This is a genomic window from Cellulomonas soli, from assembly GCF_013409305.1.
In the GTDB taxonomy this organism is placed as follows: domain Bacteria; phylum Actinomycetota; class Actinomycetes; order Actinomycetales; family Cellulomonadaceae; genus Cellulomonas; species Cellulomonas soli.
This window is the reverse complement of sequence record NZ_JACBZJ010000001.1, coordinates 1,645,857-1,672,362: the sequence shown is the minus strand read 5'-3', so window position 1 is coordinate 1,672,362 and position 26,506 is coordinate 1,645,857. Positions and strand designations below refer to the sequence as shown.

At 72.7% G+C, this 26,506-nt stretch carries 29 protein-coding genes; 10 read left to right on the top strand and 19 right to left on the bottom strand.

Annotation, left to right across the window (positions count from 1 at the left end):
- Positions 1-54: 54 nt before the first annotated feature.
- Together BKA22_RS07785 and BKA22_RS07780 are read left to right on the top strand one after the other, a co-directional pair.
- Positions 55-531 carry a QcrA and Rieske domain-containing protein gene (locus BKA22_RS07785; protein ID WP_146954582.1) on the top strand — a complete coding sequence of 159 codons (477 nt, stop codon included), beginning with the start codon at positions 55-57 and terminating at the stop codon, positions 529-531.
- Positions 528-959 (top strand): hypothetical protein, encoded by a 432-nt coding sequence (locus BKA22_RS07780; protein ID WP_223203740.1) that lies wholly within the window; start codon positions 528-530, stop codon positions 957-959. The genes BKA22_RS07785 and BKA22_RS07780 overlap by 4 nt, the downstream gene beginning before the upstream one ends.
- Positions 960-987: 28 nt before the next feature.
- Here BKA22_RS07780 and BKA22_RS07775 read toward each other — a convergent pair whose 3' ends face one another.
- The 4 genes from BKA22_RS07775 to BKA22_RS07760 form a co-directional block, all read right to left on the bottom strand.
- A complete protein-coding gene (locus BKA22_RS07775) occupies positions 988-1,278 on the bottom strand; it encodes a PTS transporter subunit EIIB (protein ID WP_146954583.1) in 291 nt (96 codons plus the stop codon).
- Positions 1,271-2,143, bottom strand: coding sequence for a PRD domain-containing protein (locus BKA22_RS07770; RefSeq protein WP_146954584.1), 873 nt, complete (start codon positions 2,141-2,143; stop codon positions 1,271-1,273). The genes BKA22_RS07775 and BKA22_RS07770 overlap by 8 nt, the downstream gene beginning before the upstream one ends.
- A gap of 109 nt (positions 2,144-2,252) precedes the next feature.
- Positions 2,253-3,662, bottom strand: a complete 1,410-nt coding sequence (locus tag BKA22_RS07765) for a glycoside hydrolase family 1 protein (protein WP_146954585.1) — start codon at positions 3,660-3,662, stop codon at positions 2,253-2,255.
- A gap of 98 nt (positions 3,663-3,760) precedes the next feature.
- Complete coding sequence (locus BKA22_RS07760; protein WP_146954586.1) at positions 3,761-5,647, bottom strand: beta-glucoside-specific PTS transporter subunit IIABC; 1,887 nt, start codon at positions 5,645-5,647, stop codon at positions 3,761-3,763.
- Positions 5,648-6,253: 606 nt separating this feature from the next.
- Between BKA22_RS07760 and BKA22_RS07755 the strand changes: the two genes are divergently transcribed.
- From BKA22_RS07755 to BKA22_RS07740, 4 genes are all read left to right on the top strand, one after another.
- Positions 6,254-6,523 carry an HPr family phosphocarrier protein gene (locus BKA22_RS07755; RefSeq protein ID WP_146954587.1) on the top strand — a complete coding sequence of 90 codons (270 nt, stop codon included), beginning with the start codon at positions 6,254-6,256 and terminating at the stop codon, positions 6,521-6,523.
- Positions 6,520-8,244 (top strand): putative PEP-binding protein, encoded by a 1,725-nt coding sequence (locus BKA22_RS07750; protein ID WP_223203741.1) that lies wholly within the window; start codon positions 6,520-6,522, stop codon positions 8,242-8,244. Before BKA22_RS07755 ends, BKA22_RS07750 begins: the two co-directional genes overlap by 4 nt.
- Before the next feature lie 89 nt (positions 8,245-8,333).
- Entirely contained in the window at positions 8,334-8,741 is a 408-nt protein-coding gene (locus BKA22_RS07745) for a hypothetical protein (protein WP_146954588.1), read from the top strand.
- Between the two features lie 97 nt (positions 8,742-8,838).
- Positions 8,839-10,032, top strand: a complete 1,194-nt coding sequence (locus BKA22_RS07740) for a Fic family protein (protein WP_146954589.1) — start codon at positions 8,839-8,841, stop codon at positions 10,030-10,032.
- A gap of 42 nt (positions 10,033-10,074) precedes the next feature.
- Here BKA22_RS07740 and BKA22_RS07735 read toward each other — a convergent pair whose 3' ends face one another.
- On the bottom strand, positions 10,075-10,674 hold the full coding sequence (locus BKA22_RS07735; protein ID WP_179561688.1) for a class I SAM-dependent methyltransferase: 600 nt from the start codon (positions 10,672-10,674) through the stop codon (positions 10,075-10,077).
- A gap of 286 nt (positions 10,675-10,960) precedes the next feature.
- Between BKA22_RS07735 and BKA22_RS07730 the strand changes: the two genes are divergently transcribed.
- Positions 10,961-12,385, top strand: a complete 1,425-nt coding sequence (locus BKA22_RS07730; protein ID WP_146954591.1) for a glycoside hydrolase family 1 protein — start codon at positions 10,961-10,963, stop codon at positions 12,383-12,385.
- 43 nt (positions 12,386-12,428) lie between these two features.
- Here BKA22_RS07730 and BKA22_RS07725 read toward each other — a convergent pair whose 3' ends face one another.
- Both BKA22_RS07725 and BKA22_RS07720 read right to left on the bottom strand, forming a co-directional pair.
- Positions 12,429-13,007, bottom strand: a complete 579-nt coding sequence (locus BKA22_RS07725) for a hypothetical protein (RefSeq protein WP_146954592.1) — start codon at positions 13,005-13,007, stop codon at positions 12,429-12,431.
- Positions 13,007-13,291 carry a PadR family transcriptional regulator gene (locus BKA22_RS07720; protein ID WP_146954593.1) on the bottom strand — a complete coding sequence of 95 codons (285 nt, stop codon included), beginning with the start codon at positions 13,289-13,291 and terminating at the stop codon, positions 13,007-13,009. The genes BKA22_RS07725 and BKA22_RS07720 overlap by 1 nt, the downstream gene beginning before the upstream one ends.
- Positions 13,292-13,403: 112 nt before the next feature.
- On the opposite strand from BKA22_RS07720, the gene BKA22_RS07715 reads away from it, so the two are divergent.
- Entirely contained in the window at positions 13,404-14,225 is an 822-nt protein-coding gene (locus BKA22_RS07715) for an aldo/keto reductase (protein WP_146954594.1), read from the top strand.
- Here BKA22_RS07715 and BKA22_RS07710 read toward each other — a convergent pair.
- Positions 14,222-14,602, bottom strand: a complete 381-nt coding sequence (locus tag BKA22_RS07710) for a VOC family protein (RefSeq protein WP_146954595.1) — start codon at positions 14,600-14,602, stop codon at positions 14,222-14,224. The two genes, BKA22_RS07715 and BKA22_RS07710, sit on opposite strands and share 4 nt — an antisense overlap.
- Positions 14,603-14,689: 87 nt before the next feature.
- Positions 14,690-15,058, bottom strand: coding sequence for a DUF2200 domain-containing protein (locus tag BKA22_RS07705; RefSeq protein WP_146954651.1), 369 nt, complete (start codon positions 15,056-15,058; stop codon positions 14,690-14,692).
- Between the two features lie 156 nt (positions 15,059-15,214).
- Between BKA22_RS07705 and BKA22_RS07700 the strand changes: the two genes are divergently transcribed.
- Complete coding sequence (locus BKA22_RS07700; protein ID WP_146954596.1) at positions 15,215-16,051, top strand: hypothetical protein; 837 nt, start codon at positions 15,215-15,217, stop codon at positions 16,049-16,051.
- Between the two features lie 297 nt (positions 16,052-16,348).
- Here the strand turns inward: BKA22_RS07700 and BKA22_RS07695 are convergent, their stop codons facing one another.
- The 6 genes from BKA22_RS07695 to hisC all read right to left on the bottom strand — a co-directional run bounded on the left by BKA22_RS07695 (position 16,349) and on the right by hisC (position 22,248).
- Positions 16,349-16,648 carry a hypothetical protein gene (locus tag BKA22_RS07695; RefSeq protein WP_146954597.1) on the bottom strand — a complete coding sequence of 100 codons (300 nt, stop codon included), beginning with the start codon at positions 16,646-16,648 and terminating at the stop codon, positions 16,349-16,351.
- A 159-nt stretch (positions 16,649-16,807) separates the two neighbouring features.
- On the bottom strand, positions 16,808-17,062 hold the full coding sequence (locus BKA22_RS07690) for a hypothetical protein (protein ID WP_146954598.1): 255 nt from the start codon (positions 17,060-17,062) through the stop codon (positions 16,808-16,810).
- Between the two features lie 92 nt (positions 17,063-17,154).
- Positions 17,155-18,645 carry a dihydrolipoamide acetyltransferase family protein gene (locus BKA22_RS07685; protein WP_146954599.1) on the bottom strand — a complete coding sequence of 497 codons (1,491 nt, stop codon included), beginning with the start codon at positions 18,643-18,645 and terminating at the stop codon, positions 17,155-17,157.
- An 81-nt stretch (positions 18,646-18,726) separates the two neighbouring features.
- On the bottom strand, positions 18,727-19,800 hold the full coding sequence (locus tag BKA22_RS07680; RefSeq protein ID WP_146954600.1) for an alpha-ketoacid dehydrogenase subunit beta: 1,074 nt from the start codon (positions 19,798-19,800) through the stop codon (positions 18,727-18,729).
- Entirely contained in the window at positions 19,797-20,933 is a 1,137-nt protein-coding gene (pdhA, locus tag BKA22_RS07675) for a pyruvate dehydrogenase (acetyl-transferring) E1 component subunit alpha (RefSeq protein WP_223203742.1), read from the bottom strand. The genes BKA22_RS07680 and pdhA overlap by 4 nt, the downstream gene beginning before the upstream one ends.
- A 250-nt stretch (positions 20,934-21,183) precedes the next feature.
- Entirely contained in the window at positions 21,184-22,248 is a 1,065-nt protein-coding gene (gene hisC, locus BKA22_RS07670; RefSeq protein ID WP_146954602.1) for a histidinol-phosphate transaminase, read from the bottom strand.
- 82 nt (positions 22,249-22,330) lie between these two features.
- On the opposite strand from hisC, the gene BKA22_RS07665 reads away from it, so the two are divergent.
- A complete protein-coding gene (locus tag BKA22_RS07665) occupies positions 22,331-22,714 on the top strand; it encodes a phage holin family protein (protein WP_146954603.1) in 384 nt (127 codons plus the stop codon).
- A gap of 32 nt (positions 22,715-22,746) precedes the next feature.
- Here the strand turns inward: BKA22_RS07665 and BKA22_RS07660 are convergent, their stop codons facing one another.
- From BKA22_RS07660 to BKA22_RS07645, 4 genes are all read right to left on the bottom strand, one after another.
- Positions 22,747-24,210 carry a lipase family protein gene (locus BKA22_RS07660; RefSeq protein ID WP_146954604.1) on the bottom strand — a complete coding sequence of 488 codons (1,464 nt, stop codon included), beginning with the start codon at positions 24,208-24,210 and terminating at the stop codon, positions 22,747-22,749.
- A complete protein-coding gene (locus tag BKA22_RS07655; RefSeq protein ID WP_146954605.1) occupies positions 24,203-24,508 on the bottom strand; it encodes a hypothetical protein in 306 nt (101 codons plus the stop codon). Before BKA22_RS07655 ends, BKA22_RS07660 begins: the two co-directional genes overlap by 8 nt.
- A gap of 96 nt (positions 24,509-24,604) precedes the next feature.
- On the bottom strand, positions 24,605-25,195 hold the full coding sequence (locus BKA22_RS07650) for a hypothetical protein (RefSeq protein ID WP_146954606.1): 591 nt from the start codon (positions 25,193-25,195) through the stop codon (positions 24,605-24,607).
- Complete coding sequence (locus tag BKA22_RS07645) at positions 25,192-26,505, bottom strand: DUF58 domain-containing protein (RefSeq protein WP_146954607.1); 1,314 nt, start codon at positions 26,503-26,505, stop codon at positions 25,192-25,194. The genes BKA22_RS07650 and BKA22_RS07645 overlap by 4 nt, the downstream gene beginning before the upstream one ends.
- Between the last annotated feature and the right edge of the window lies 1 nt (position 26,506).

Sequence of the window (26,506 nt, the reverse complement as noted above, 5' to 3'; positions counted from 1 at the left end):
GATCTGCACGGCTGGTTCATGGCCGGCGCACGGCGGGCCTACTCGGAGGTGGACATGTCCCGGACGACCGTGGAGACGCACGAGCCCTGCGCGGGCTGCCTGAGCCGACGCGACGTGCTCGTGCGCGGCGGCATGGCGACGATGAGCGTCGCCGCGGTCGGGGTGCTCGCCGCGTGCGGCGGGTCCACCGGCTCGAGCGGCTCAGGCGACGGCACGGTCGCGACCCCGGATGCGTCCGGCGCGCTCGCCCAGGTCGCGGACATCCCGGTCGGCGGAGCCCTGTCGGCGACGGCGACGGACGGCAGCCCGATCATCCTCGTGCAGCCCAGCGCGGGCACGGTGGTCGCGCTGTCGGCCGTGTGCACGCACCAGGGGTGCACGGTCGCCGTGGACGGCGACCAGCTCGCATGCCCGTGCCACGGCTCGGTGTTCACGCTCGAGGGCGCCAACGTCTCCGGGCCCGCACCGAAGCCGCTGCCGGCGTTCGACGTGCACGTCTCCGAGGGGGCCGTGCTGGAGGGCGCCGCGTGAGCGCCGACCCGCACGCCGGGCCCGACGCCGGGACGGCCGCCGGCCTGCCGCACGCCCACGTCGCCTGGGTGCTGCGCACCCTCACCGCGCTCTGCGTCGCGACCTCGGGGGCCGTCCACCTGTACCTGTGGCAGGACGGCATGCGCAACGTCGACATCGTCGGACCCGCGTTCCTGGTCAACGGAGTCGGCGGCCTGCTGCTGGCCGTGCTGCTGCTCATGTGGACGGCGATCTGGCCGCTGCTCGGCTCGATCGGCTTCGGCCTGGCGACGTTCGGGGCGTTCGTCGTGGCCACGAGCGCGTCCGGGCTGTTCGGTGTGCACTCGCGCTGGCAGGGCGTGCCGGAGTGGACCTCGGCGATCACCGAGGTCGCCGCCGTGCTGCTGGCGAGCGCCGCGATCTGGCGGGAGCGACCCGGACGTCTGTGAGTCGCCGACGCCGCCGGGTCGTGCGGGCTCAGGTCGGCGCGCCCGCGTCGCGCAGCCGCTGCGCGAGCACCGCGTGCACGGCGAGCGGCCCGCCCTTCAGCGCCACCTGCAGCTGACCGCCCTGGCGCACCACCATGATCACGCCGGGCAGCGCGGCCACGGCGTCGTCGTCCGCCGCCGCGTCGTCGTGCAGCACGAGGCGCACCCGCGCCCAGCAGTGCGTCAGCCGCTCGACGTTGCCGGGCCCGCCCACCAGCTCCAGCACGCGGTCCGCGAGCGCGCTGGCGTCGCCACCCGCCTCCGTGCCCGGCTCAGCCATCGGTCCGGCCCCCCGCCGCAGCCATCGCGGACGCCGTCAGCCGTGCGACGTGCAGCGTGAGGTAGACGACCTCCTCCGGGCCGACCTCCCAGCCGAACCGTTGCGCGAGCAGGTCGGCGATGCGCTCGCCGCACGCGTACTCGCGCGGCTGGGCCGAGCGCACCGCGTCGTGCAGACCGTCGGCGATGGACGGCAGCTGACGACCGAGCTGTTCGCGGCGGAACAGGTAGCGCAGGTGCGTGACGAATCGGGCGACCACGACCGACCTCTCGTCGATCACGACGTCGTACTCCTCGCAGATGATCGCCAGCGCCTGCGTGAGCACCTCGGTCATCCCGACGGTCACCTCGATGTCCGCCGCCGAGCCGAACTGGGCGTTGACGAAGTGCAGCGCGAGCGGCACGGCCTCGCTCTCGGGCAGCCGCACCCCGGTCCGCCGCTCGATGATCCCGACGGCCTCGCGGCTGAACGCGACCTCGTTCGGGTACAGGTTCTCGACCTCCCAGCGCAGCGGGTAGTCGATCTCGGTGGCGCCCTCGCGCACGCGACGCAGCGCGAAGCTCACGTGGTCGGCCAGCGGCACGAGCACGTGGTCGGTGACGTGGTCGCCGAGACGTTGACGGGCGGCCGTGACGATCTCCTCGGTGACCTCGATGTCGGCCCGCGGGATCTCCTGCACGAACGCGGCGATGCGTTCGGCGGTCGTCGAGCGGTCGGGCACGAACGTGCGCTCGACCAGGGCCGGGTCGACGGGGTCGCCCGGCTTGGCCTGGAACCCGACGCCGCGTCCGAGCAGGACGAGCTCGGTGCCGGTGTCGTCGACCCCCAGCACCACCGAGTTGTTGAAGACCTTGAGGACCTTCATGTGTGCCGCTCCTCCTTCGCAGCCGGCGCCTTCGATGATGACTGCTCCCCGCCCGACGCGCCGCACGGCGGGCGTCTGGCGGGGAGCGTTGCGTCTCGTCGTGCCCTGGTCAGTCCGGCAGGGCGTTGCCCGCGATGAGCTTCTGGTACCAGGCGAAGCTGTCCTTGCGGTACCGGGCGAGGTCCTTGAGGTCGTCGTCGTCGCGGTTGACGTAGACGAGCCCGTACCGCTTGGCGATGCCCTGGTGGGTCGAGACGAGGTCGATCGCGGACCACGGGCAGTACCCGAGCACGTCGACGCCGTCGCTGATCGCCTGCTGGATCTGCGCGATGTGGTCGCGCAGGTAGTCGATGCGGTAGTCGTCGTGCACGGTGCCGTCGGCCTCGAGCACGTCGAACGCGCCCAGCCCGTTCTCGGTGACCAGCAGCGGCAGGTGGTACCGGTCGTAGATCGCGCGGAACGTCATCCGGAAGCCGATCGGGTCGATCTCCCAGCCGAACGCGTTCTTCGGCAGGTGCGGGTTGGCGACCGCCCGGTAGTAGCCGGGCTCACCGAACGAGATGTGCTGGTCACCGCCCTCGATCGGCACGTCGTCGCCCTCGAGCGGCGCCGCGGCGGTGTGGGTCGCGTAGTAGTTGAACGCGAGGAAGTCGGGGTGCGCGGCGGCCATGACCTCCAGGTCGCCCGGTTCGATCGTCGGGGTGAGGCCCTTGGCCTCCAGGTACGCCCAGGCGGTCGCGTTGTACCGACCGTGCACGGCGGCGTCGAGGTACAGCCAGTTGCGCACCGCGTTGAAGTCGTCGGCCGCCAGCACGTCCTCGGGCCGGCAGCTCTCGGCGTACACGTACGCGATGTTCGGCGCGGGGCCGATCTTCGCGGTCGGCACGGTCCGGTGCAGCAACTCCATGGCCCGGGCCTGCGCCACGAGCATGTGGTGGTTCTTCTGGTAGACGTTCACGTCCGCGTTGTCGGGGCCGTCGATGATCCCGAGCGTCCCGCCGAACAGCACCATCATGTTCTGCTCGTTGATGGTCAACCAGTACGGCACCTTCGCGCCGAACTCGCGGTAGAGGATCTCGGCGAAGCGCACGAACGCGTCGATCGTGGCGCGTGAGCCCCAGCCGCCCTTCTCGGCGAGCGCCTGCGGCAGGTCGAAGTGGTACATCGTCAGGACCGGCGTGATGCCGTGCGCCAGCAGGCCGTCGATGAGCCGGTGGTAGAACGCGATGCCGTCAGGGTTCTCGGCACCGTCGCCGTCGGGCACGATCCGCGTCCACTGGACCGAGAACCGGTACGCCTTCAGGCCGAGCTCGGCGAACAGCGCGACGTCCTCGTCGACGTGGTGGTAGTGGTCCGAGGCGACCGTGTAGTCGGTCGTCCCGGCAGGGAACTGCGTGCGGGCGTCGACGATCGAGCGGCCCTTGCCGTCCGCGTCCCACCCGCCCTCCACCTGGTAGCCGGAGGTCGACGCGCCCCAGAGGAATCCCTCGGGGAACGGTGCGGGCTGGGTGTGCTGCACGACGGGTCCTTCCTGACGTTCGGTGGGGGTGCGGTTCCTGACCGCAGCAAGGCGGGTGCCGGGGGTGCGTCGACGCGCGACCCCCGGCACCCGGGCTCTCAGCCGACCAGGTCGAGCACGAGCTCCTGCGGCCGGACCTGACCCTCGGCGACCGGCACCACGGCCGAGGCGGCACCGCGGTTGGTCACGATGAGCACGGTCATCGGGTTGAACCCGGCGGCCTTGATGCCCGCGATGTCGAACTCGGTGAGCAGCTGCCCGGACTCCACGCGGTCGCCCTGCGTGACCTTCGAGGTGAAGAACTTGCCGCCCAGCTCGACGGTGTCGAGACCGACGTGCACCAGCACCTCGAGGCCCGTGTCCGTACGGATGCCGAACGCGTGCGGCATGACCGTGACGAGGACGCCGGAGGCCGGGGCGTACGCCTTGCCCTCGGACGGGATCACGGCCAGGCCGTCGCCCATCGCACCGGAGGAGAACACCTTGTCCGGCACGGCCGACAGCGGCACGATCTCGCCGGCGACGGGGGCGCCGAGCGCGAGCGCCTCGGACGGGACCGCACCACCGGCGGCACCGGCAGCGGGCGCCTCCTGGCCCTTGTTCGGGACGTCCTTGAAGCCGAGCGTCATGGTCAGGACGAACGCGATGGCGATCGCCAGGCCCGTGCCGACCAGCTGGAGCGTGAAGTTGCCGATGTTCATCGTCGAGGTGAGCGTGATCGCGCCCGGCAGGACGAAGCCCTCGGCCGCCGACCCGCCGGATGCCGCGATCGCACCGCCGACGGCGCCACCGATGCAGGCGTAGATGAACGGCTTCTTCAGGCGCAGCGTGACGCCGTAGATGCCCGGCTCGGTGATGCCGGCGAGGAACGCGGAGATCGCGGCCGGACCGGCGACACCCTTGAGGTCACGGTTCTTGGTCTTGAGGAACACGGCGAAGATCGCACCGGCCTGGGCGAGCACCGCGGCGAACAGCGGGCCGGTGAGCAGCGAGTAGCCCTGCGTGGACAGGTCCTGGACCATGACCGGCACGAAGCCCCAGTGGACACCGAAGATCACGAAGACCTGCCAGAACGCACCCATGATCGCGCCGCCGATGATCGGCGACAGACCCCAGAACCAGTTCACGCCGCTCGACAGGCCGCTGCCGACCCAGTCGGAGATCGGGCCGATGACGAGGAACGTGACGGGCACGATGATCGCGAGCGTGAACAGCGGGGTGAAGAAGTTCCGCAGCGCCTCGGGGAACACCTTGTTCAGCAGCCGCTCGAGCTGGGACTGCGCGTAGACCGCCAGGATCGTCGGGATCACCGCGGACAGGTAGCTGACCATGATCACCGGGACACCCAGGAACGTCAGCTGCTGGCCGCCGGACGCGTAGGCCTGCAGCGTCACGGACGCACCCTCCGCGTTGGGGATCACCGCGATGGTGGCCGAGTAGATGAGTGCGGCGGCGATGGCCACCGAGGTGAACTGGTTGGCCTTGAACCGCTTGGCCGACGTGATGGCCAGCAGGATCGGCAGGAACTGGAAGAGCGCGTCGGCCGCGGCGAACCAGATCGCGTAGGTCGACGTCGTCGCGAACGCGGGATCAGCCTTGACGACGACGGCCAGCAGTGCCTTGAGCAGACCAGCACCGGCCAGCACCCACAGGAACGGCGTGAAGATGCTGGTGATGAGGTCGATCGCCCGGGCGAGCAGGCCGCCGGACGCGCCGCCCTCGGCGGTGACCGACGCCCGGCTGGTCAGCGACTCGTACACGTTCGCGACGGTGCTGCCGATGACGACCTGGAACTGGCCGCCCGCCTCGACGACGGTGATGACCCCGCGGGTCGCCTCGACGGCGTCCTTGTCGGCCTTGGACCGGTCGTTCAGCTGGAACCTCAGCCGGGTCGCGCAGTGCGTCACCGACTTCACGTTGCTCTCGCCGCCGACGGCCTTCAGGACGTCGTCGGCGATCTGGTCGTACTTGCTCGCGGTGGCCACGATTCCTCCTCGAATCGATGTCGTCACGCCGTCGTCCAGAAAGACGTCGACCGCATCCGGGCAACAAAAAAACCCAAGCCCGGTCATGTGCCACGACTACGTGGAACATCTCGACCGAGCTCGGGTTTTGCCTGAACGACAGTAACAATCCCAGACTCTGCGGGGCGCCCTAGGCGTCCGAGCGGCAACGTAGACCAGATCCGCCCGGCTTGTCCAGCCCCCCCTCGTCAGGACGTCGTCGCGCGCAGGTTCCGCAGGATCATGCGGATCCTGGGCCCACGCCACGCGATTCCCGAGCCCGGACGGTGTCTGCGCAGGCCTGGGGTCCGCCGTCCACGAGGCGGCCCGCGACGTCCCGGCCGGCGACCCCGACGGCCCGTACGACGCCCCCGGCGCGGGCCGCACGACCGACACCGTGCCGCTGCCGTCGTCGCCGGCGGGGCGAGAGATCGCGGGTTGACGGACCCACGGAGTCCGGCGTATAAACCCTCCCGAGGATTGTTACTGAGATCGATCAGGCAAGACCTGGCGCGTGCTGTGCACGCCCAGGTCTTTTTTCATGTCACCGGCCGACGACGGCCGGACGACGCGGGAGCGGAGCAACGGATGCCTCAACGACGAGCCACGATCGGGACGACGACCGGGCTGCACGCCCGACCGGCGTCGAAGTTCACGCAGGCGGTGGCGGCCACCGGCACGGACGTGCTGATCGGGCGGGACGGGCAGCCCGCGGTCACCGCGTCGAGCGTGCTCATGGTGATGGGCCTGGCCCTGCAGGGCGGCGAGGAGGTCCTGCTCAGCGCGGACGACCCGTCCGCCGAGCAGACCCTCGAGGAGCTCGTCGCTCTGCTGGGCACCGACCTGGACGCGTCGTGAGCCTCGGCGGCGCCGACGACCCGGGCGCGCCGACCGTGCTGCACGGTCTGGGTGTAGGTCGTGGCGTCGTCGTCGCGCCGCTGGCCGTGCTGCGTCCCGCGCACCAGGCGCCCGCGGACGAGCCGCCGGCCGACGACGCCGAGGCGGCGGCGCAGCAGGTCGTCGAGGCGTTCGCGCAGGTCGCGGCCGCACTCTCCGACCAGGCCGCCCGCGCGACGGGCGCGCTCGCCGAGGTGCTGACGGCCACGGCCGCGATCGCCGGCGACGCCGCGGTCGCTGCCGAGGCGGCCCGCCGGGTGCGCGCCGGGACCGGACCCGCCACCGCCGTGACCGAGGCCGTCGAGGGCTTCGTGGCGATGTTCACCGCGGCAGGCGGCTACCTGGCCGAGCGCGTCACCGACCTGCGCTCGGTGCGCGACCGCGTCGTGGCCCGGTTGCTCGGCGTGCCCGAGCCCGGGCTGGGTGCGCTCAGCGTGCCGTCCGTCGTGGCGGGCGTGGACCTGGCCCCGGCCGACACCGCGGCGCTCGACCTGGCGTTCGTCGTCGGGCTGGTCACCGAGGAGGGTGGCCCGACCGGGCACACCGCGATCATCGCCGGCCAGCTCGGCCTGCCCTGCCTGGTCCGCACGCCCGGCATCACCGCGGTCCCCGACGGCACGGTCGTCGCCCTGGACGCCGCTGCCGGTCAGGTGCTCGTCGACCCGCCGGCCGACGTGCGCGCCCGGCTGCAGCAGCGCGCCGACGCCGAACGCGAGCTGGCCCGCGACACCGCACCGGGTGCCACCGCGGACGGTCACCGCATCGACCTGCTGGCCAACATCGGCACCGCCGCGGACGCCGACCGGGCAGCCGCGACCCCCGTCGCCGGCTCGGGCCTGTTCCGCACCGAGGTGCTCTTCCTCGGACGGCAGACCGCCCCCACGCTCGCCGAGCAGACGGAGGTGTACGGCTCGGTGCTGCGCGCATTCGGTGACCGCAAGGTCGTCGTGCGCACCCTGGACGCCGGTGCCGACAAGCCGCTGGCGTTCGCGACCCAGGCCGACGAGGAGAACCCCGCCCTCGGCGTGCGCGGCTACCGGCTGGTCCGGACCCTGCCCGACCTGCTCGGCACCCAGCTGGCCGCGCTCGGTGCCGTGGCCGCCGGTCTGGACGAGGCCGACCGCGACCACCTGTGGGTCATGGCGCCGATGGTCGCCACGCCCGCCGAGGCCCGCGACTTCGCCACCCGGGCACGTGCCGCCGGGATCACCCGGGTCGGCGTGATGGTCGAGGTCCCCGCCGCGGCCCTGCGCGCCCGGGAGATCCTCGCCGAGGTCGACTTCGTCTCCCTGGGCACCAACGACCTGGCCCAGTACACGATGGCGACCGACCGCCTGCGCGGCGAGCTGGCCGACCTGCTGGACCCCTGGCAGCCGGCCGTGCTCGACCTGGTCGCCGCGACCGCGCGGGCCGGTGTCGACCTGGGCAAGCCCGTCGGCGTGTGCGGGGAATCGGCCGCAGACCCGCTCATGGCCCTCGTCCTGACCGGCCTGGGCATCACGAGCCTGTCCATGTCCCCGGCCGCCGTGCCCGCCGCCCGGTACGCGGTGCGCCGGCACACCCTCGCGCAGTGCCGGGCGATCGCGGACGCCGCGCTGGCCGCCGGTTCCGCGCCCGAGGCCCGGGCCGCCGCGCTCGCGCTCACGGCCTCGGAGGTCCGCACCACACTGACCCTGGGCTGACCGTCGACCAGCCCGGCCGGGCACGTGCGTGCATGGACCTGCCCGACCGCGCGCGCCAGGATGGTCGTGGTCGAGCCGAGGGGGCACAGGTGCGGCGAAGGATCATCGGCGCGGGACTGGCAGTCGTCGTCACGGCTCTCTGGCTGCCCGGCTGCACGTCCGCCGGCGACACCTGCATGCCGGCGCCGCTGGAGCTGTCGGACGACACCGTGCGGATCGGGACCACCGTCACGCTCTCCGCCGGACCCGTCGCGTGCGGGCTGCCGGACCTGCCGGGCACCTACCGGATCTCGTACCAGGAGCGCGGTGGCCTCTGGGACCTCGGCAACGCGGACGTCGACGAGGACGGCGCGTTCTCGACGAGCATCGTCGTCCCGACCTCGGCCACCCCTGGCATCCATCAGGTGGTCGTCCTCGGGAGCGCCTACGACGCCTGCCTGGAGCTCCAGGGAGCGAGCTGCGTCGGCTACTCCGTGCCCGTCACGGTGCGGCCCTGATCCCAGGCACCCCCGACCGCCAGTCATGGCCGTCCGCTATTTCGATTGAGTGGCTAGAATCGAAATATGCGCCCCGCTGATTCGATCGAGCCGTGAGATGACGAGGACCCGTGACTGGCCCGCGCACGGCACGCGGGTGGAGCCGTGGCGGTCGACGGTCCGCGGCCCGAAAGAGGACCGACTCGTCACGGAGGTGTCCACCTCCCTCCCGCCGCTGGTCGCAACGCGGCGCTACGCCCTGACCCCCGGGACCGCCGCGCTCGTGGAAGCCGCCACGGTCGAGGTCGCCATGCTCGACGCGACGCACGGCGCCCTTCTCGGATCGTTCGACACCTTCCTGCTCCGGACCGAGTCCGTCGCCTCCTCGCGGATCGAGCAGGTCAACGCCTCGATGGACGACCTCGCCAAGGCGGTCGCCGGGGTGAAGGCGCCCCGAGGTGCCGTCGAGACCCTCGCGGCGACCCGCGCCCTGCGTGCGCTGGTGTCGAGCGCAGGACGCACCGGGCAGGTGAGCGAGGAAGCGATCCTCGACGCGCATCGCCTGCTCATGGCCGACGACCCCACCGACGGTCGCTACGCGGGTCGGTGGCGCGACGTGCAGAACTGGATCGGCGGCTCGGACTACTCGCCTCGCAATGCCGTCCACGTCCCCCCACCCCCCGACACGGTCCAGGCCTACGTCGACGACCTCGTCGCGTTCGCCGACCGGGACGACATGCCCGCGCTCGTCCAGGCGGCGATCCTGCACGCGCAGTTCGAGTCGGTCCACCCGTTCACCGACGGCAACGGCCGCATCGGACGCGCCCTCATCCACGCCGTCCTACGCCGCCGCCGCGTCGCACGCACCGGGATCGTGCCGATCGCCGCCGCGATGCTTGCCGACACGCAGAGGTACTTCGACGTCGTCAACGGGTACCGCGACGGGTACGCGGGTGAGTTCATCACCTACCTCGCGCATGCCACCCTCCGCGCAGCCGAGGAGGCCCGTGCCAGCGTGGACGAGCTGCGGACGATGCCTGCCCGGTGGCGCGACGAGCTCGGAGCTCGGTCGACCGCCACGAGCCTCACGCTCCTGGGCTCGCTCCTCGAGCACCCCGTCTTCGACGCGGAGCGCGCCGCCGCCATGGCTGGCGCAGTACGTCCCTCGACGGCCTACGACGCGATCGACAGGTTGACGGACGCGGGGATCGTGCGTGAGATCACCACGTCCAAGCGCGACCGCGTCTGGATCGCGTCCGACGTCATGGCCGAGATCGAGTCGCTGAACGCACGTCTCCGCGAGAACCCTTGAGACCCCAACCCTGGCGTCGTCGTGGCATCCGCTCCCCCGAAGTCAGAGCGGTGCCGTCCACGTGTACAGGTACCGCCACATCGGGACCCGTCGGTAGGTGCCCCCGGGCAGCTCGGTCCGCAGCAGGCGACGTGACTGGCGCCAGGTCAGGTCAGGGTCCGCGAGCGCGACCGACGGCTCCCACGGAGTCTTCCCGCGCGCGTGCCATCGGTGCGCGAGCAGGTCCCCCACCTCGGCCGGCAGGTCCAGCGCACTGCCCACCCGCCCGTAGCCGAGCACGACGGCGACGCCTCCGGGCCGGAGCACCCGGCGGACCTCCGCCAGCGCCCGGGCGTGGTCGACGTGGTGCAGCACCATCACCATCGTCAGCCCGTCGACCGACGCGTCGGCGAGCGGCAGGTCCTCGGCGACGCCCTGGACGAACCGCGCTGTGCTGTCACTGCCCTCGTCGACCGGCAGCGCGTCGGCGTCGGGGTCGATGCCGAGCACGGGGGTCCCGCCCCGCGCGAGGTACCGGGCCAGGGTGCCGTCCCCGCAGCCGACGTCAACGACGAGGGCGGCCCCCGGTGGGACGGCGGCGGCGATCCGCGGGTAGTAGTGGCTGTTGTGGTTCCACCGCGTGGCGAACGGATGAGGGCTCACCGGCGGCACGGTAGCGCGGCGAACGGCCGCGACCAGGGGGTTCGCGGGCAGGGGCGACGTGCGCGCGGAGCGCTGCTACCGTGCTTTCCGGGACGCCGCTGCGGTGTCCCGGTTCCGAGCCACGGGATCGTGACCGCGCCGGTGCGGGCGAGACCCAGACTCCTCATGACCACCAGGCCTGCCGACGTCGGCGTGCGCCTCGTGCGTCGGGGCGGTCTGGGTCTTTCTGCTTTTCCGGGGCACGTTCCCCGGAGCACGGCACCTCCGGACGAAGGAGAGAGCAGCCATGAGCAGCACCGTCGCCCCGTTCCCCGAGGGCTTCCTGTGGGGTGGGGCCACCGCCGCCAACCAGATCGAGGGCGCCTACGCCGAGGGTGGCAAGGGCCTGTCGATCCAGGACGTCATGCCGAAGGGCCTCATGACGCCGCGCACCGAGGGTCCGACCGACGACAACCTCAAGCAGGTGGCGATCGACTTCTACCACCGGTACGCCGAGGACATCGCGCTGTTCGCCGAGATGGGCTTCAAGACCTTCCGCTTCTCGATCGCGTGGAGCCGGATCTTCCCCCTGGGTGACGAGGCCGAGCCGAACGAGGAGGGCCTGGCGTTCTACGACCGGGTGCTCGACGAGCTCGAGAAGCACGGCATCGAGCCGCTCGTGACGATCTCCCATTACGAGACGCCGCTGCACCTGGCCGAGCGGTACGACGGCTGGGTCAACCGGGACCTGATCGGCTTCTACGAGCGGTACGTGCGGACGCTGTTCTCCCGGTATGGGCACCGCGTGACGTACTGGCTGACGTTCAACGAGATCAACTCGGTGCTGCACGCCCCGTTCATGTCGGGCGGCATCAACACCCCCAAGGACCAGCTCTCGCAGTCCGACCTGTACCAGGCCGTGCACCACGAGCTCGTCGCGAGCGCGCTGGCCACGAAGATCGCCCGCGAGCTCGCACCGTCGGCGCAGATCGGCTGCATGGTCCTGGCCATGCCGACCTACCCGCTCACGCCGGACCCGGACGACGTGATGGCCGCGCTCACCACCGACCGCAGCAACCTGGCGTTCGGTGACATCCACGTGCGCGGCGAGTACCCCGGCTACTACCTGCGGCACCTGCGCGAGGCCGGTGTCGAGCTGACCATCACCGACGAGGACCGCGCGCTGCTCAAGGAGCACACGGTCGACTTCGTGTCGTTCAGCTACTACGTGAGCATCTGCGAGACCACCGACCCGACCAAGCGCGTGACCGGCGAGGGGAACATCTTCCCCGGCGTGAAGAACCCGACCCTGCAGGCCTCCGAGTGGGGCTGGCAGATCGACCCCGTCGGGCTGCGGTACGTGCTCAACACGTTCTGGGACCGCTGGCAGAAGCCGCTGTTCATCGTCGAGAACGGCCTGGGCGCCAAGGACCAGCTCGTCGAGGTCGACGGGCAGAAGACCGTGGTCGACGACTACCGCATCGCCTACCTCAACGACCACCTCGTGCAGGTCGGCGAGGCCATCGCCGACGGCGTCGACGTCATGGGCTTCACCCCCTGGGGCTGCATCGACCTGGTCAGCGCCAGCACCGCCCAGCTGTCCAAGCGGTACGGGTTCATCTACGTCGACCGCGACGACGACGGAACGGGCACGCTCGAGCGGTACCGCAAGAAGTCGTTCGGCTGGTACCGCGACGTCATCGCCAGCCGGGGCGCAACCCTGCAGGCCTGAGGGGCGGTCCGGGGACGTGGGGGCGCACACACCCCACGTCCCCCTATCCGCGAGGCGCTGCCCGGAGGCTCGCGACCACGGCGGCGATGAAGCACGGGATGCTCAGCAGGAGCACGACCCCTGCGAGCGTGCCGTGCTCGGCCGCCGCCGGGGTCGACCGTCCGGCATCGACGGCGTCGAAGCCCACGGACCAGGCCCACACCAGGTAACCGAAGGCCCCGACGCCGACGACGAGCGAGCCGACGGCCCAGCCCTTGACGGTGCGCCCCCCGGCACCTGCGTCGAGCAGGCCGCGCACCACGACGACGAGCAGCACCCCGGCGACCACCAGACCCAGTGCGCCGACGAGGGACGAGACGGCGAGCAGTCCCAGGACCGCAAGCCAGCTCACCAGGAAGGCGGCGAACCCCCGCTGACCCAGCAGGATCAGGCTCAGTCGACGACGGCGCAGTCGCCTCGCCATGGCCCGCGCGGCCCGCGCCACAAGCCGAGCGGCCACCGGGTCGGGTGCCGCGCCAACGTCGTGGCGCCATTCCTCGGCGTAGCGCTCTCGCTGGTCCGCCGGCAGCACCCGCACCGCGCGCTCGACCACGCTCGCGGCGTCTCGACCCGTTCTCGCCATCAGCCCTGCCTCCGCCCGTTCAGCTTCGAACCCGCCCACGCCGTCCCGGTGCCGGTCAGCCGGTAAAGACGCCGCCGGGGACCGCGCCTCGCCACGTCGTCCGCTTCCCAGCGTGAGGAGAGCAGGCCGTGCCGTTCGAGTCGCTCCAGCAGCGGGTAGACGGTCCCCGTCGGGCGCCCGCTGGCCTCGCACACCGCCAGGCCCCAGGTCTCCCCCGGCCACGTGTCGCGCAGCACCGCCACCACGTCCAGCAGCGCTGGCGTCGCGCGGAGGTAGGCACCCATGGTGTGATCCTACCTATGTAGCGTGAGAGCTCGTCCTGCGGCCCGCACAGCGCGGTGCGCGACTCGACGGTTCGATCGTGTGAGCGCTCACACGATCGCTACGCTGGCGCCCATGACCGTCGACGCCCGTGACCTCGTCCTCAACAACGGGGTCACCATCCCCCAGCTCGGCTACGGCGTGTTCCGCGTCCCCGTGGACGAGGTGCAGGCGCAGGTCGAGCACGCCGTCGCCTCGGGCTACCGGCACGTCGACACCGCGCAGGCCTACGGCAACGAGGAGGGCGTCGGCGCGGCGATCCGGGCGGTCGGCCGCGAGCGCGTGTTCGTCACCACCAAGCTGTGGAACTCCGACCAGGGCTACGAGCAGGCGCTGCGCACCTTCGAGGAGAGCCGCCGGCGCCTCGGTGTGGACCAGGTCGACCTCTACCTCATCCACTTCCCCGCACCGCAGCGCATGCTCTGGGCGGAGACGTGGCGTGCGTTCGAGAAGCTGTACGCCGACGGTGCCGTCCGGGCCATCGGCGTCTCGAACTTCAAGTTCCCGTACCTGGACCGGCTGCTCAAGGTCGCCGAGGTCGTGCCTGCCGTGCACCAGATCGAGGTGCACCCCACCTACCAGCAGGCCGAGCTCGACGCGCTGAGCCGCGCGCACGGCCTGGTCGTCGAGGCGTACAGCCCGCTCGGTCAGGGCACCGACCTGACCTCGCCGGTCGTCGCCGGCATCGCCGCCGCGCACGGCGTCGAGGCCGCGCACGTGATCCTCGCCTGGCACCTGCAGCGCGGCCGCGTCGCCCTGCCCACGTCGCAGAAGCCCGCGCGGATCGCCTCGAACATCCAGGTCGGCGACCTGCTGCTCACCGGCGACGAGCTCACCGCGATCGACGGCCTCGAGGCCGGCCTGCGCACCGGCGAGGACATCGAGACGTTCAACTAGGACGCGACCCACCAGAACACGCCGAACCGGTCGACCACGTTCGCGCAGAACGGGTTCCAGTCGCAGGGCCCGGGCTCGTCGATCACGGTGCCGCCGTCACCCAGCACGGCGACGGCGTGCCGCACGGCCTGCTCGTCGCCGACGTCGAACACGTTGAAGGCCATGCGCTGCCAGGTGGTCCGGGGGCTCGTGTCGCACTCGGGGGGCGCCTCGCTCACGGCGAGGAAGAGCTCGTCGTCGCGCGTGAGCTGGCAGTGGACGTAGGCCTGCCCGGCGTCGTCCAGGATCTCGAGGACCCGAGTCGCTCCGAACGCCTCGCAGTAGACCGCAACGGCCTCGATGCTGCCCTTCACGTAGACCTGCGGGCTGATCCTCATCGACGCCTCCGGCTCGAGCACTGATGCCTGACAGGCCCGGACGGTACTCCTGACGTGCGACAACGCAGCGGTGGCCGGTGGTGCGCGCTAGTCGACGGACGTGTCGCTGCCCCGCAGGATGCTCGCCATCTTCTTGCCGCGCGCCAGCTCGTCGACCAGCTTGTCCATGTACCGGATCTGCTGCATGAGCGGGTCCTCGATCTCCTCGACCCGGTACCCGCAGATCACGCCGGTGATGAGCGACGCGTTCGGGTTGAGCCCCGGTGCCTGCGCGAAGAACGTCTCCAGGTCGACCTCGTCGGCGATCGCCTGCTGCATGGCGGCGTCGTCGTAGCCCGTGAGCCAGGTGAGGACGCGGTCGACCTCGTCCTGCGTGCGGTTCTTGCGCTCCGCCTTCTGCACGTACAGCGGGTAGATGCTGGCGAAGCTCGTGGTGAAGATCCGATGCCCTGCCATGCGTCCCGCCTCCACCCAGGTCGAGTTCGTCACGATCCTAGGCTTGCCTCGTGGCTGCCAGTCGCGTGGCTCACGTCGTGGTCATCGACACGCCTGCACTCGGACGGGTCCGATCACGAGTGGCCCCTCGCTACCCTCGCCTGAAGGGGGCACGCCATGTTCAGCAGGATCTCCGCCCGTCGTGCGGTCGCCGTCGGAGTCGCGATTCTGAGCGGGGTCACCCTCGCGGCGACGGCTGCGTCGGCGGCGATGCCGTCGCCCGATGTGCCGCAGGATGTCGCCGCCCTGCTCAGCGGGGCGGCCATCGACCAGGTGCAAGACGCCGCCGCGGAAACCCAGCAACAGGCTGCCGACGCCGCGAGCAACAGCAGAGCGCTCAACAGCATCGGGGCGTCGGTCCCCGACCTCTCAGGGAGGCTCACCTCCGGCCCCGCCCACCAGGTCTACGGCTTCACCGACGCCTTCACGCACGGTGAAGCCACGGAGGCAGCCGTCGAGCCGACCGAGGAGTGGATCGCTGCGCTGCTGAGCGACGGCCGGCCTGCAGGCACGATCCGCGTGTGGAAGCCGCAAGGCGGACCCGCCGAACTCGCCGGGTACACGGGTGACACCGTCCTCGCCACATCGCTGCAGGTGGGCTCGCGCGTCGTCATCGTCGAGGACGGCACGATCGACGCGTACTACCGGCTCGACGGAGACACGCTCACCCCTCTACCTGCGTCCGGCCAGACGGAGTTCGCGGGGCCGGTGAACCTCGCGGAGGCGCAGTCCGTCATCGCAGCGCGTCGCACCCAGGGCGCGCAGGCCGCCCAGGAGTTGAACGAGGAGTCCCTCGGCAAGGATCACGCCGTCGGTGGCGCCGGCATCGCCGTGACCCCGGACAGGCAGGGCCCACCGACCGCCATGGTCATCGGGATGGGTCTCCTCGCCGCGGGCGCGGCGGGCACCGCGTACATTCTGCGCCGTCGGCGGCGGCGCTCGCTCGCGGGGTAGCCGCGCGGAGTGCGCCCGGCACAGAGGGTCGCCGAGGTCGTGCCCGCCGTGCACCAGATCGAGGTGCACCCCACCTACCAGCAGGCCGAGCTCGACGCGCTGAGCCGCGCGCACGGCCTGGTCGTCGAGGCGTACAGCCCGCTCGGGCAGGGCACCGACCTGACCTCGCCTGGCACCTGCAGCGCGGCCGCGTCGCCCTGCCCACGTCGCAGAAGCCCGCGCGGATCGCCTCGAACATCCAGGTCGGCGACCTGCTGCTCACCGGCGAGGACATCGAGACGTTCACCTAGGCCGTGGTCAGACGGGATCGGTGAACGAGATCGGCTTGCCCGCGGCACGGGCATAGGCGATCTCCCTGCTCGTGGACTCGCCGACATACCCACCTGGGTTGACGACCAGGACCCGGTCGGCCAGGTCGATCTTGCGCAGGTGGAGGACGTCCAGCGCGGCCTTCTGCCCGGTGGTGATCACCGCGTCTGCTTCGCCTGGCGCAACGACGATGACACCGGCGAACGTCAGATCACGGTTCGCCGCACGCATCTCGTCCACGAACCGGGTCGAGCCGCAGATGCAGACGATCTCAGGTCGATCGGGCACGGCTCAGTCCTTCGGTCGAGCGTCGGGCATGGGGGTGCGCAGCGCGATCACGGGCAGGCACACGGGCCCTCCCAGAACGACGCCGGCGGCGCGGCGCGGTGATGCGTCATGGGACGGTTGTGTCGCCGCCCCGCAGGAGCTCCACCCAGGTCGAGTTCGTCACGATCGTGGGCCGGTCGCCGGGAGCGAGGCGGTTGGCGGGCGGACGCGCGCGAGGTCGTAGCCGCCGAGGACCCCGACCACCACCAGGAGGACGGCGAGGAAGGCACGCCAGGCGGTGCCGTCCTCGCGGACTAGCGCGGCTCCGACGACGAGCGCGTACCCGACGAACAGGATCCGGCGACCCTGCACCGACCTGCGCGTCAGCGGGCTCACGAGCGCCAGCACGAGGATCGCGACGCTGTACCAGAGCATGTGTGTCCTGACGGTCGGGCGATCGAGCGACACCTCATCGGTCACCCGCGCGCGCGACCCTCACGGTATCGCGCGCCGTCAGCGAGAGGGGCTCAACCCCAGACGAGCCCGTGCGCCGGGTCGGCCAGCACCGCGGCCACGTCCGCCAGCACCCGGGAGCCCAGCCCGCCGTCCACGAGACGGTGGTCGAAGCTCAGTGCGAGCTGCGTGACCTGGCGCGGCTTGATCTTGCCCTTGTGCACCCACGGCTGCTCGCGGATGGCGCCGAACGCGAGGATCGCCGCCTCCCCCGGGTTGAGGATCGGCGTGCCGGTGTCGATGCCGAAGACTCCGACGTTCGTGATGGTGATCGTCCCGTCGGACATGTCCGTCGGCGAGGTCTTGCCGGCACGCGCCGTCGACGTCAGGTCCATGAGCGCCAGCGCCAGGTCCTTCATGCCGAGCCGGTGCGCATCCTTGATGTTCGGGACGACCAACCCCCGGGGGGTGGCCGCCGCGATGCCCAGGTTCACGTAGTGCTTGTAGACGATCTCCTGACGGGCCTCGTCCCACGTCGCGTTGATCTCCGGGTGCCGGCGCACGGCCAGCAGCAGGGCCTTGGCGGCGACAAGCAGCGGAGTGACACGCACGTCGGCGAACTCGCGGTCGGCACGCAGCTTCTCGACGAGCTTCATGGTGCGCGTGACGTCGACCGTGTGGAACACCGTGACGTGCGGGGCGGTGAACGCGCTGGCGACCATCGCCTCGGCCGTGCGCTTGCGCACCGACTTCACCGGGACCCGGGTCTGCCGGCCGTCGGAGGAGACGATGCCCGAGGCCAACCACGGGTCGACGTCGCCCGGGTAGGTGGCCAGGGTGCGGGCCTCAGACTGCGCGGCCTGGGCGAGCACGTCCTCACGGGTGACGATCCCGCCGGGGCCGGTCGGGCTCACCGAGTCGAGGTCGACGCCCATGTCGCGGGCGAGCTTGCGCACGGGCGGCTTGGCCAGCGCGTGCCGGGTCGCGGCGGGCACGGTGACGACCGCCTGTGCGGCCGAGGGTGCCGGCGCGGCGGCGGTCGTCGCGGGCGCGGCCGGTGCCGGGACGCTCTCGGGTGCGGCGTCCTGCGGGGTGCGACGGCGACGGGGTCCGTCCTGCTCGGCGAGCCCGTAGCCGACGAGCACCGCCTGGCGTTCCGCCCCGGCGGCTGCCGCATCGGGTCCGGCGGCAGCGCGGGCGGCGGCGATCTCGTCCGCGCCACCCGGCTCGACCCCCGCATGGATGACCTCGCCACCGTGGTGGCCACGCGCGATCGCCCCAGCGGCCGGCGCCGGCGGCAGCGCGGCGGGCTCGCCGTGCGGGTCGGTGTCGATCTCGATGATCGGGGTGCCGACGTCGACCGTCGTGCCCGACTCGACGAGGATCCGGGTGACGACGCCGGTCCACGGGCTCGGCAGCTCGACCAGCGACTTCGCCGTCTCGATCTCGACGATCGTCTGGTTGACCGTGACGGTCTGCCCGACCGCGACGTGCCACTCGACGATCTCGGCCTCGGTCAGGCCCTCGCCGGCATCGGGGAGCGGGAACTGCTGGAACGTCGGCACGGGCTTCTCCTCGTCCGGGCGGTGGTGCGCGCGCGGGTCGTGGTCAGGGATCGGGGCGTCGGTTGCGGTGCTGGGGGTGGGTCAGAACGCGAGCGAACGGTCGATCGCGTCGAGCACCCGGTCCAGCCCCGGCAGGTACTCGTGCTCGAGCTTCGCGACGGGGTACGGCATGTGGAACCCGCCGACGCGCAGCACGGGCGCCTCCAGGTGGAAGAAGCACTCCTCGGTGATCCGCGCGGCCACCTCGGCACCGGTGCCGTACAGCACGGGCGCCTCGTGGATCACGATGCACCGGCGCGTGCGGCGCACCGACTCGGCGATCGTCGCGGTGTCCAGGGGCGAGAGCGTGCGCAGGTCGACGACCTCGACGCTCGTGCCGTCCGTCGCGGCGGCTTCGGCGGCCTTGAGCGCGGTCGCGACCGTCGGCCCGTGCGCGACGAGCGTCACGTCGGTGCCCGAGCGGACCACCCGGGCCTTGTCCAGGCCGAGACCGTCCGGGGTGTGCGGGTCGGCGAGCGGTGCGTCGAGGTCGACCTCGCCCTTCTCCCAGTACCGACCCTTCGGCTCGAAGAACAGCACGGGATCCGGCGAGGCGATGGCCTGCTGGATCATCGTGAACGCCTCGGCGGGCGTCGACGGGCTGACCACGCGCAGGCCGGCGGTGTGCGCGAACAGCACCTCGGGCGACTCCGAGTGGTGCTCGACCGCGCCGATCCCGCCGCCGAACGGCACCCGGATGACGACCGGCAGGGTCAGCCGACCGCGCGAGCGGTAGTGCATCTTCGACAGCTGCGTGGTGATCTGGTCGAACGCCGGGAAGATGAACCCGTCGAACTGGATCTCGAGCACCGGGCGGTACCCGCGCAGCGCCAGGCCGATCGCCGTGCCGACGATGCCGGACTCGGCGAGCGGGGTGTCGACGACGCGGTCCGCGCCGAAGTCCCGCTGCAGGCCGTCGGTCACCCGGAAGACACCGCCGAGCTGGCCGATGTCCTCACCCATGAGCAGGGTCTTCGCGTCGCGCTCGAGCGCCCGGCGCAGGCCCAGGTTGATGGCCTTGGCCATCGGCAGCTTCTGCACGCCGGTCAGCGTCTTCTCGGTCGCCTTGCGCGCCGCGGCCGGCTGCGCGTTGGGCGTCTCGGTGGTGGTGGTCATCGGTGGCTCCCCTCGCCCGCGTCGAGGAACGAGGCCTCGTACCGCTCGAACCAGGCCCGCTCGCTCTCGACGACCGAGTGCGGCGTGGCGTAGACGTGCTCGAACATCGACGCGGTGCTCGGCCGTCCCATCGTGCGCACGGTCGCGCGGATGTGCTCGCCGAGCGCCTCCCCCTCGGCCTCCAGGCCGGCGAGGAATTCGGGCGTGACCGCGCCCCGCAGCTGCAGGTAGGTGCCCAGCCGGTCGATCGGGTCGCGCTGGCGCCAGTACTCCTCCTCGGCCGACGAGCGGTAGCGCGAGGGGTCGTCCGACGTGGTGTGCGCGCCCATCCGATAGGTGAACGCTTCGATGAACGTCGGGCCGCCGCCGCTGCGCGCCCGCTCGAGCGCCTGCGTCGTGACCGCGTAGGTGGCCAGCACGTCGTTGCCGTCGACACGGACCGACGGGACGCCGAAGCCCGGGCCGCGGTCGGCCAGCGGCACCCGCGCCTGCCGGGTCGTCGGCTCGGAGATCGCCCACTGGTTGTTCTGGCAGAAGAGCACGACGGGTGCGTTGTTCACCGCGGCGAACACCAGCGCCTCGTTCACGTCGCCCTGCGAGGTCGCGCCGTCGCCGAAGTACGTGATGACGGCGGTGTCGCGGGTCGGGTCGCCGGTGCCGACGTCGCCGTCACGCTGGACGCCCATCGCGTAGCCGGTCGCGTGCAGCGTGTGCGAGCCGATGACCAGCGTGTACAGGTGGAACCGGTGCGCCGCCGAGTCCCAGCCGCCGTGGTCGACGCCACGGAAGAGCCGCAGCACGTCGGTCAGGTCGACGCCCCGCACGTGCGCGACGCCGTGCTCGCGGTACGACGGGAAGACGTGGTCCTGTGGGGCCAGCGCGCGGCCGGAGCCGACCTGCGCGGCCTCCTGGCCCAGGCCCTGCGCGAACAGGGCGAGCTCGCCCTGACGCTGCAGGCTCGTGGCCTCGGTGTCGAACCGTCGGACGATGACCATGTCGCGCAGCAGGCCGAGCAGCGCGTGGTCGTCGAGGTGGTCGACGTACCGGTCGTACTCGGGGTGCGAGACCCGTTCGCCGGTGTGGGTCAGCAGGCGGACGAGGCCGTCGTCGGTCAGCGGGCCGGTCGGGCTCACGTGGTTCTCCTTCACGTGCGGCGGCGGGGTACGCCGCGCCGGTACGGGGGGTCGGACGGCCAGGAGGCTCGAACCTACGTCAGCGTAGGCTACGGGACCGTAGGTTTCACGGCCAGGCCCCCGACAAGGGTTCCGCGAGGGCCTTGTGCGATCCCTCCAAGGCGTGCGGACGCCCGATGCCTACCCCCGCCGAGGGGCGCTGCGGATCATTCAGCGGGTCGTTCAGCGGCGCTCGGTTACCGGCCCGTGGTCAGTGGCGCGCGGTCGAGGCGAACTCGAGCAGCAGGTCGGTCGCCTCGGGCTCCCCGACGCTCACACGCACGCCGTCCCCGGCGAACGGGCGGACCAGAACCCCGGCCCTGCCTGCCGCCGCCGCGAACGACGACGCCTGGTCCCCGAGCGGCAGCCACACGAAGTTGGCCTGGCTGTCCGGCACGTCCCAGCCCTGCGCACGCAGGCCGCCGAGCATCCGGTCGCGCTCGACGACGATCGCGTCGACGCGCGCCATCAGCTCGCCGACGGACCGCAGCGACACGATCGCCGCATGCTGGGCGAGCGAGCTCACACCGAACGGGGTCGAGGCCGCGCGGATGCCCGCCGCGAGCCGGGGCCGCGCGACCGCGTAGCCGACGCGCAGGCCGGCCAGGCCGTACGCCTTGGAGAACGTGCGCAGCACGACGACGTTCGGGTGCGCGGCGAACGCGGCGAGACCGTCGGCGGCCTGCGGGTCACGGACGAACTCCACGTACGCCTCGTCGAGCACCACCAGCACGTCCGAGGGGACGGCATCGAGGAACGTGGCGAGCTCGTCGGCGTGCACCGCAGGACCCGTCGGGTTGTTCGGCGTGCAGACCAGCACGACACGGGTGCGCGGGGTCACGGCCGCCGCGAGCGCCTCGAGGTCGAGCCGCCCGCCCGCGGCGAGCGGCACCGGGACACCGACGGCGCCGGCGAGCGTGACCGCGATCGGGTACGCCTCGAACGACCTCCATGGCAGGACGACCTCGTCGCCCGGCTCGCACACCGCGGCCAGGACGTGCGCGAGCACCGCGACCGACCCGTTGCCCGTGACGACCGACTCGGCCCCGACCCCGAGCGATCCGGCGATGGCCGCCGTCAGCTCGGTCGCGTACATGTCGGGGTACCGGTTGACGTCCATCGCGGCGTCCGCGAGCGCGGCCACGACGGCGGGCAGCGGCGGGTACGGGTTCTCGTTCGAGGACAGCTTGTACGCGGCCGCACCGATCGGTGCACGCGCGCCGGGGACGTACGGCGGGAGGTCGGCGAGGGCCTTGCGGAGGGGGACGCGCGTCACCGGGACAGCATGCCACCGTGCCGGACCCGGACCGATGACCCGAACCGGCCTGGCGCCGGGTGACGGATGGCAGGATCGGGCCATGGGATTCGTCGTCCGCGTCATCGTCAACGGCATCGCGATCTGGTTCGCGACGCTGATCGTGCCCGGGCTGGAGATCGTCGGCTCGTCCGGCGGGTGGAACACCGTGGGGATCGTGCTGCTGATCGGGCTGGTGTTCGGCATCATCAACGCGATCGTCAAGCCGATCGTGGCCCTGCTCTCGCTCCCGCTCTACATCCTGACGCTGGGCCTGTTCACGCTGGTGGTCAACGCGCTCATGCTGATGCTGACCGCGTGGATCACCGAGCAGACCTCGTGGGGCCTGCGGATCGACAACTTCGGGACGGCCGTGCTGGGTGCCCTGCTGATCTCGATCGTGAGCCTGGTGCTCTCCGCGCTGGTCGGTGAGCGCGACCGCGTCTGAGCGCCGCTGCGCCGCCGGCCTCGGGGTCGTCCTCATGAGCCCCCGCCCGCACGGCTGACCTCGTACTGCGTGGTGACCGCCGTCGTCCCCTCCTCCCCCAGCAGCGGCTCGGCGACAGCCAGGAAGCGCTGGTAGCCCGGGTCGTCGCCGACGGCATCGGGCAGCGTCCCGGCGGTGTCGACGTAGCGCCGCACGTCGTGCGCCTCGATGGTCGAGACGGCACCCGGCTGGCCGGTCACGTCCAGGTCGCGGGTGACGACCGTGAGCATCGCGGTGCCGTGGTCGGGCGTGCCGTCGGTCTGCGGGACGGCATCGGCGGTGTGCCGGATCGCCAGCACCTGCACGCCGGGCGGCGGGGGCCCGGGCAGGTCGGGCGAGCCGGCGGTGACGACGGCCTTCACCGCGAACGTGCCGGCCGCGGCCGAGGCGACGTTCATCGCGACCATCCCGCCCTGGCTGTGCCCGGCGAGGAGCACCGGCTCGTCGGCGCCGATCCCCGCGTCGTGCATCGCCTGGACCACGGCGGCCGTCATGTCGTCCGGGGCCTGGGCCATGAGCTGCAGGTTCGTGGACATGTCGGTGGGCACCTCGCCGGCGACCCCGCCGTCCTGCGTGCCGGGGATCTCCACGACCCACGAGCGTGTGCCGTCGGGGTGGTCGAGCCGCTGCACGGAGATCGTCGCCTCCGAGGTGCCGGGCAGGCCGGTGCCGCCCGCGTGCGGGGCGTAGCTGCGGGCGACGTTGGCGAGCACGCCGGCCGTGTCCTGCGGGACGGGCAGCTGCGGCGGGTCGGAGCGTGCGCTGACCGTGGCCGTCCCGGGCTGCGGCAGGACCCCGAGCAGCGTGCCGGCCGCCGAGGGCACGGGGGCGAGGGTGGGCACCTGGGTCCCGGGCGGCAGCGCGCGGGCGGCGTTCGCGAACATCGCCACGAGCGCCTGCGTGCCCCCGACCTCGGTGAACACCGCGGAGCCGCGCTGGGCGGCCAGCCCGAGCACCGTGGTCAGCGGACCGCCGCCGGTGGCCGCCTCGCGGGCCAGACCGGTCGCCGAGGCCCCGACGAGCGCGACCCCTCCGACCGCGACCGCCCCTCCGAGGGCGAGCACGAGTGCCGGGCCGGGGTGCTCGCCGATCCACCAGCCGACGCCCGACGCGAGGACCCGCACGGTGCGCTGCACGCCGTCCTCGGCGTCGACGTAGACCGTGGCGGCACGGGTGAGGCCGTCGGCGAGCCGTCGCAGGTCGTCGGCGAGCGCGTCGGGCCCTGCGGCGCCGTCGATGGCGGCCGCGACCGCGACGTGCGCCGCACGCGCCTCGGACTGCCCGGTGAGCAGCGCGACCCCGGTCACCCCCCGCACCCGGTGCAGGTCGGCGGCCGCGTCCTCCAGGCGCGCCACGGCGAGCCGGAGCAAGGCTGCGGCGGCGGTCAGGTCCTCGATCTCGGCGGTCGTCGGGCCCCGGCCGCCGAGCACCGTGTAGCCGGGGGCGACGTCAACCACCGCACACCCCTGCGGCGGCGTGGCCTGCCAGGAGTCCCGTCGAGGACCCGGCCGTCGTACCGCCGAGCCCCGCGGGGCGCGCGGCCGCGTCGTCGAGCAGACGAACGGGCCGCACGGCGGACTCGACGGCCCCGCGCAGCACGGTGAGCCGGCCGAGCGCGTCGCCGAGGTCCGCCCGGTAGGCCTCGGCCGCGTGCGCCTGCCAGCGCACCGCCTGGGCGCGGCGTGCCTGCCGGAGCGCCGTGCCGACGTCCTCGAGTGCACGCTGGACCGCGGGTTCCAGCCGTTCGTGAGCCATGGTCCGACGCTAGGCAGCGGACCCCGCGCCACCGGCTCGCCCGGCGTCGACCCGGTACGGGTCACGCGCCGAGCGGGGCTGTGGGTGGCCCGAGCGTCAGTCCCGGTCGTGGTCCTGACCCGACGAGTCGTCCCGCCGCGGCAGCACCACGACCAGCACGGCACCGGCCAGCCCGAGCGCCCCGACCCGGACCAGGTCACCGAGCCCAGGTCCGTCGTGCAGCAGCGCGACCGCGAGCGCGGCAAGCACCTGCGCGCCGACCTGCACGAGAACCACCTCACGCCGGCCGACAGCGAGCACCGCGAGCTCCACCCGGGTGCGCCACCCCGCACGCGCCGCGTGCGCGACGGTGGCCAGCAGCAGGTGCACGAGCAGCACGAGCGCCGCCACCGCGGGCCACGTCAACGGGTCGCCGACGGCCACCCGCAGCCCCACGGCGAGCACGAGGACCCCACCCGTCCCCTCGGCGGGTCGCGCCACCAGCGCGCCGACGAGCACGGCGAGCAGCACGACCAGCGCCGGGTTCACGTGCGGGCCGGGCGACGACCACGCCACGACCAGCGCAAGGGTCGCCCAGACCCCTGCGGCGAGCCGGAGCACCAGCCCGGGGACGGTCGCCCCCGTCCGCAGCTCGACGTCCCGGTCCGGACGGTCACGTCCCCGCAGCCAGGCGCTCGCGCGGCTCATGCCGGCACCCCCGCGCCGGGCCTGCGCCTGCCACGGCGAGCGAGCCCGGCCAGGGCGACGGCGGGGGCGTCCCGCCAGGTCACGACCTCGACGTCCAGGTCGGCCAGGCCCGCCAGCCGGTCCTCCCGGGCGAGCAGGACCAGCCGCGTCGCGAGCAGCTCACGATCGTCCAGCCCACGACGGCGCACGGTCGGCAGCACGTCGACCGCGAGCACCCGGTGACCGGACCTTCGCCAGTGACCGGCTGCGGCCGCGGCCTCGTCGTCGAGGAACGTCGAGAACACCACGACGAGCGCCCCCGACGGCACCTGCGGCGCCCGCACGCGCACGGTCGGCTCGCCCGCCGGGTGCGTGACCGCCAACGCGTGCCGGATGCGTTCGAGCTGACGTCGTCCGCCCCCCGGCGGCAACGGACGCCGGCGCACCCCCAGGTCGTCGAGCCCGACCCGGTCACCCAGGCCGAGGTAGCCCTGCGCGAGCGACGCGGCGGCCGTGCGCGCCAGGTCCAGCGACGTCGGGTCCTGCGGCAGCGGGCGCTCCTCGCCGCGCCACGTGCGGGGGTCGGGCCCGACGTCGTCCCGGGAGTCGACGACCAGCAGCACGACCGCCTCCGCGAGCGCGTGCTCCCGTCGGACGTAGAGCTCGTGCAGGTCGGGCGCGCGGCGTGCGGTGACCCGCCAGTCGATGCGGCGCAGCCGGTCGCCCGTGACGTACGGGTGCACGTCGCGCAGCCCGCCGCCCTCGCCGGGCCGACGCGACTCGTGCGCACCGGTCAGACCGCGCAGGCGCTGCGGAAGCGGGAGGTCGCGCAGCGGTCCGGGGACGGGGAGCACGAGCGTCGCCCGGGACACCGGGCCGGTCGGCTCGGACACGGTCGCGGCGCCCACGCCGACACCCTGGGCGTCGACGGTCGCGATCTCCTGCGGCCCGGTCCGCACCGTGCGCACCACGAGCGGCAGGTCACGCCCGCCCTCGGCGAGCACGAGGACCTCGTCGACCTGGCGTGCCCCGCGGCGCACGCGCAGCACCGCCGCGGCCGCACCCTCCGGCACGCGCAGCCGCACCGTGGCGTGCACCGTGCCGGCCGACCCCGCCTCCTGCACGTCCGGGTCCTGCTGCTCGGCGTCGGTCAGCTCGAGCCGCACGACACCACGCGGACGTCGGGCACGCTCCCAGAACCCGGCGACCACCGGCGCGGCCCCGAGCACCGCCACGTCGGGCCGGCCGGTCAGCGCACCGACGACGAGCAGCACCGCGCCGACGAGCACGGCGGCGTCCGAGGCGCGCGTGCGCGCCCACCCCTCGACCACC

Excerpts from the sequence above, each read along its gene's own strand:
- BKA22_RS07690 (WP_146954598.1), bottom strand. The coding sequence starts at position 17,062 with ATGCTCTGGTACAGCGTCGCGATCCTCGTGCTGGCGCTCGTGAGCCCG.
- BKA22_RS07720 (WP_146954593.1), bottom strand. The coding sequence starts at position 13,291 with ATGGGTGCCTACCTCCGCGCGACGCCAGCGCTGCTGGACGTGGTGGCG.
- BKA22_RS07665 (WP_146954603.1), top strand. The coding sequence starts at position 22,331 with ATGGGATTCGTCGTCCGCGTCATCGTCAACGGCATCGCGATCTGGTTC.
- BKA22_RS07680 (WP_146954600.1), bottom strand. The coding sequence starts at position 19,800 with ATGACCACCACCACCGAGACGCCCAACGCGCAGCCGGCCGCGGCGCGC.
- BKA22_RS07785 (WP_146954582.1), top strand. The coding sequence starts at position 55 with ATGTCCCGGACGACCGTGGAGACGCACGAGCCCTGCGCGGGCTGCCTG.
- BKA22_RS07755 (WP_146954587.1), top strand. The coding sequence starts at position 6,254 with ATGCCTCAACGACGAGCCACGATCGGGACGACGACCGGGCTGCACGCC.
- BKA22_RS07730 (WP_146954591.1), top strand. The coding sequence starts at position 10,961 with ATGAGCAGCACCGTCGCCCCGTTCCCCGAGGGCTTCCTGTGGGGTGGG.
- BKA22_RS07710 (WP_146954595.1), bottom strand. The coding sequence starts at position 14,602 with ATGAGGATCAGCCCGCAGGTCTACGTGAAGGGCAGCATCGAGGCCGTT.
- BKA22_RS07705 (WP_146954651.1), bottom strand. The coding sequence starts at position 15,058 with ATGGCAGGGCATCGGATCTTCACCACGAGCTTCGCCAGCATCTACCCG.
- BKA22_RS07740 (WP_146954589.1), top strand. The coding sequence starts at position 8,839 with ATGACGAGGACCCGTGACTGGCCCGCGCACGGCACGCGGGTGGAGCCG.
- BKA22_RS07655 (WP_146954605.1), bottom strand. The coding sequence starts at position 24,508 with ATGGCTCACGAACGGCTGGAACCCGCGGTCCAGCGTGCACTCGAGGAC.
- BKA22_RS07700 (WP_146954596.1), top strand. The coding sequence starts at position 15,215 with ATGTTCAGCAGGATCTCCGCCCGTCGTGCGGTCGCCGTCGGAGTCGCG.
- BKA22_RS07770 (WP_146954584.1), bottom strand. The coding sequence starts at position 2,143 with ATGAAGGTCCTCAAGGTCTTCAACAACTCGGTGGTGCTGGGGGTCGAC.
- BKA22_RS07725 (WP_146954592.1), bottom strand. The coding sequence starts at position 13,007 with ATGGCGAGAACGGGTCGAGACGCCGCGAGCGTGGTCGAGCGCGCGGTG.
- BKA22_RS07650 (WP_146954606.1), bottom strand. The coding sequence starts at position 25,195 with ATGAGCCGCGCGAGCGCCTGGCTGCGGGGACGTGACCGTCCGGACCGG.
- BKA22_RS07775 (WP_146954583.1), bottom strand. The coding sequence starts at position 1,278 with ATGGCTGAGCCGGGCACGGAGGCGGGTGGCGACGCCAGCGCGCTCGCG.
- BKA22_RS07715 (WP_146954594.1), top strand. The coding sequence starts at position 13,404 with ATGACCGTCGACGCCCGTGACCTCGTCCTCAACAACGGGGTCACCATC.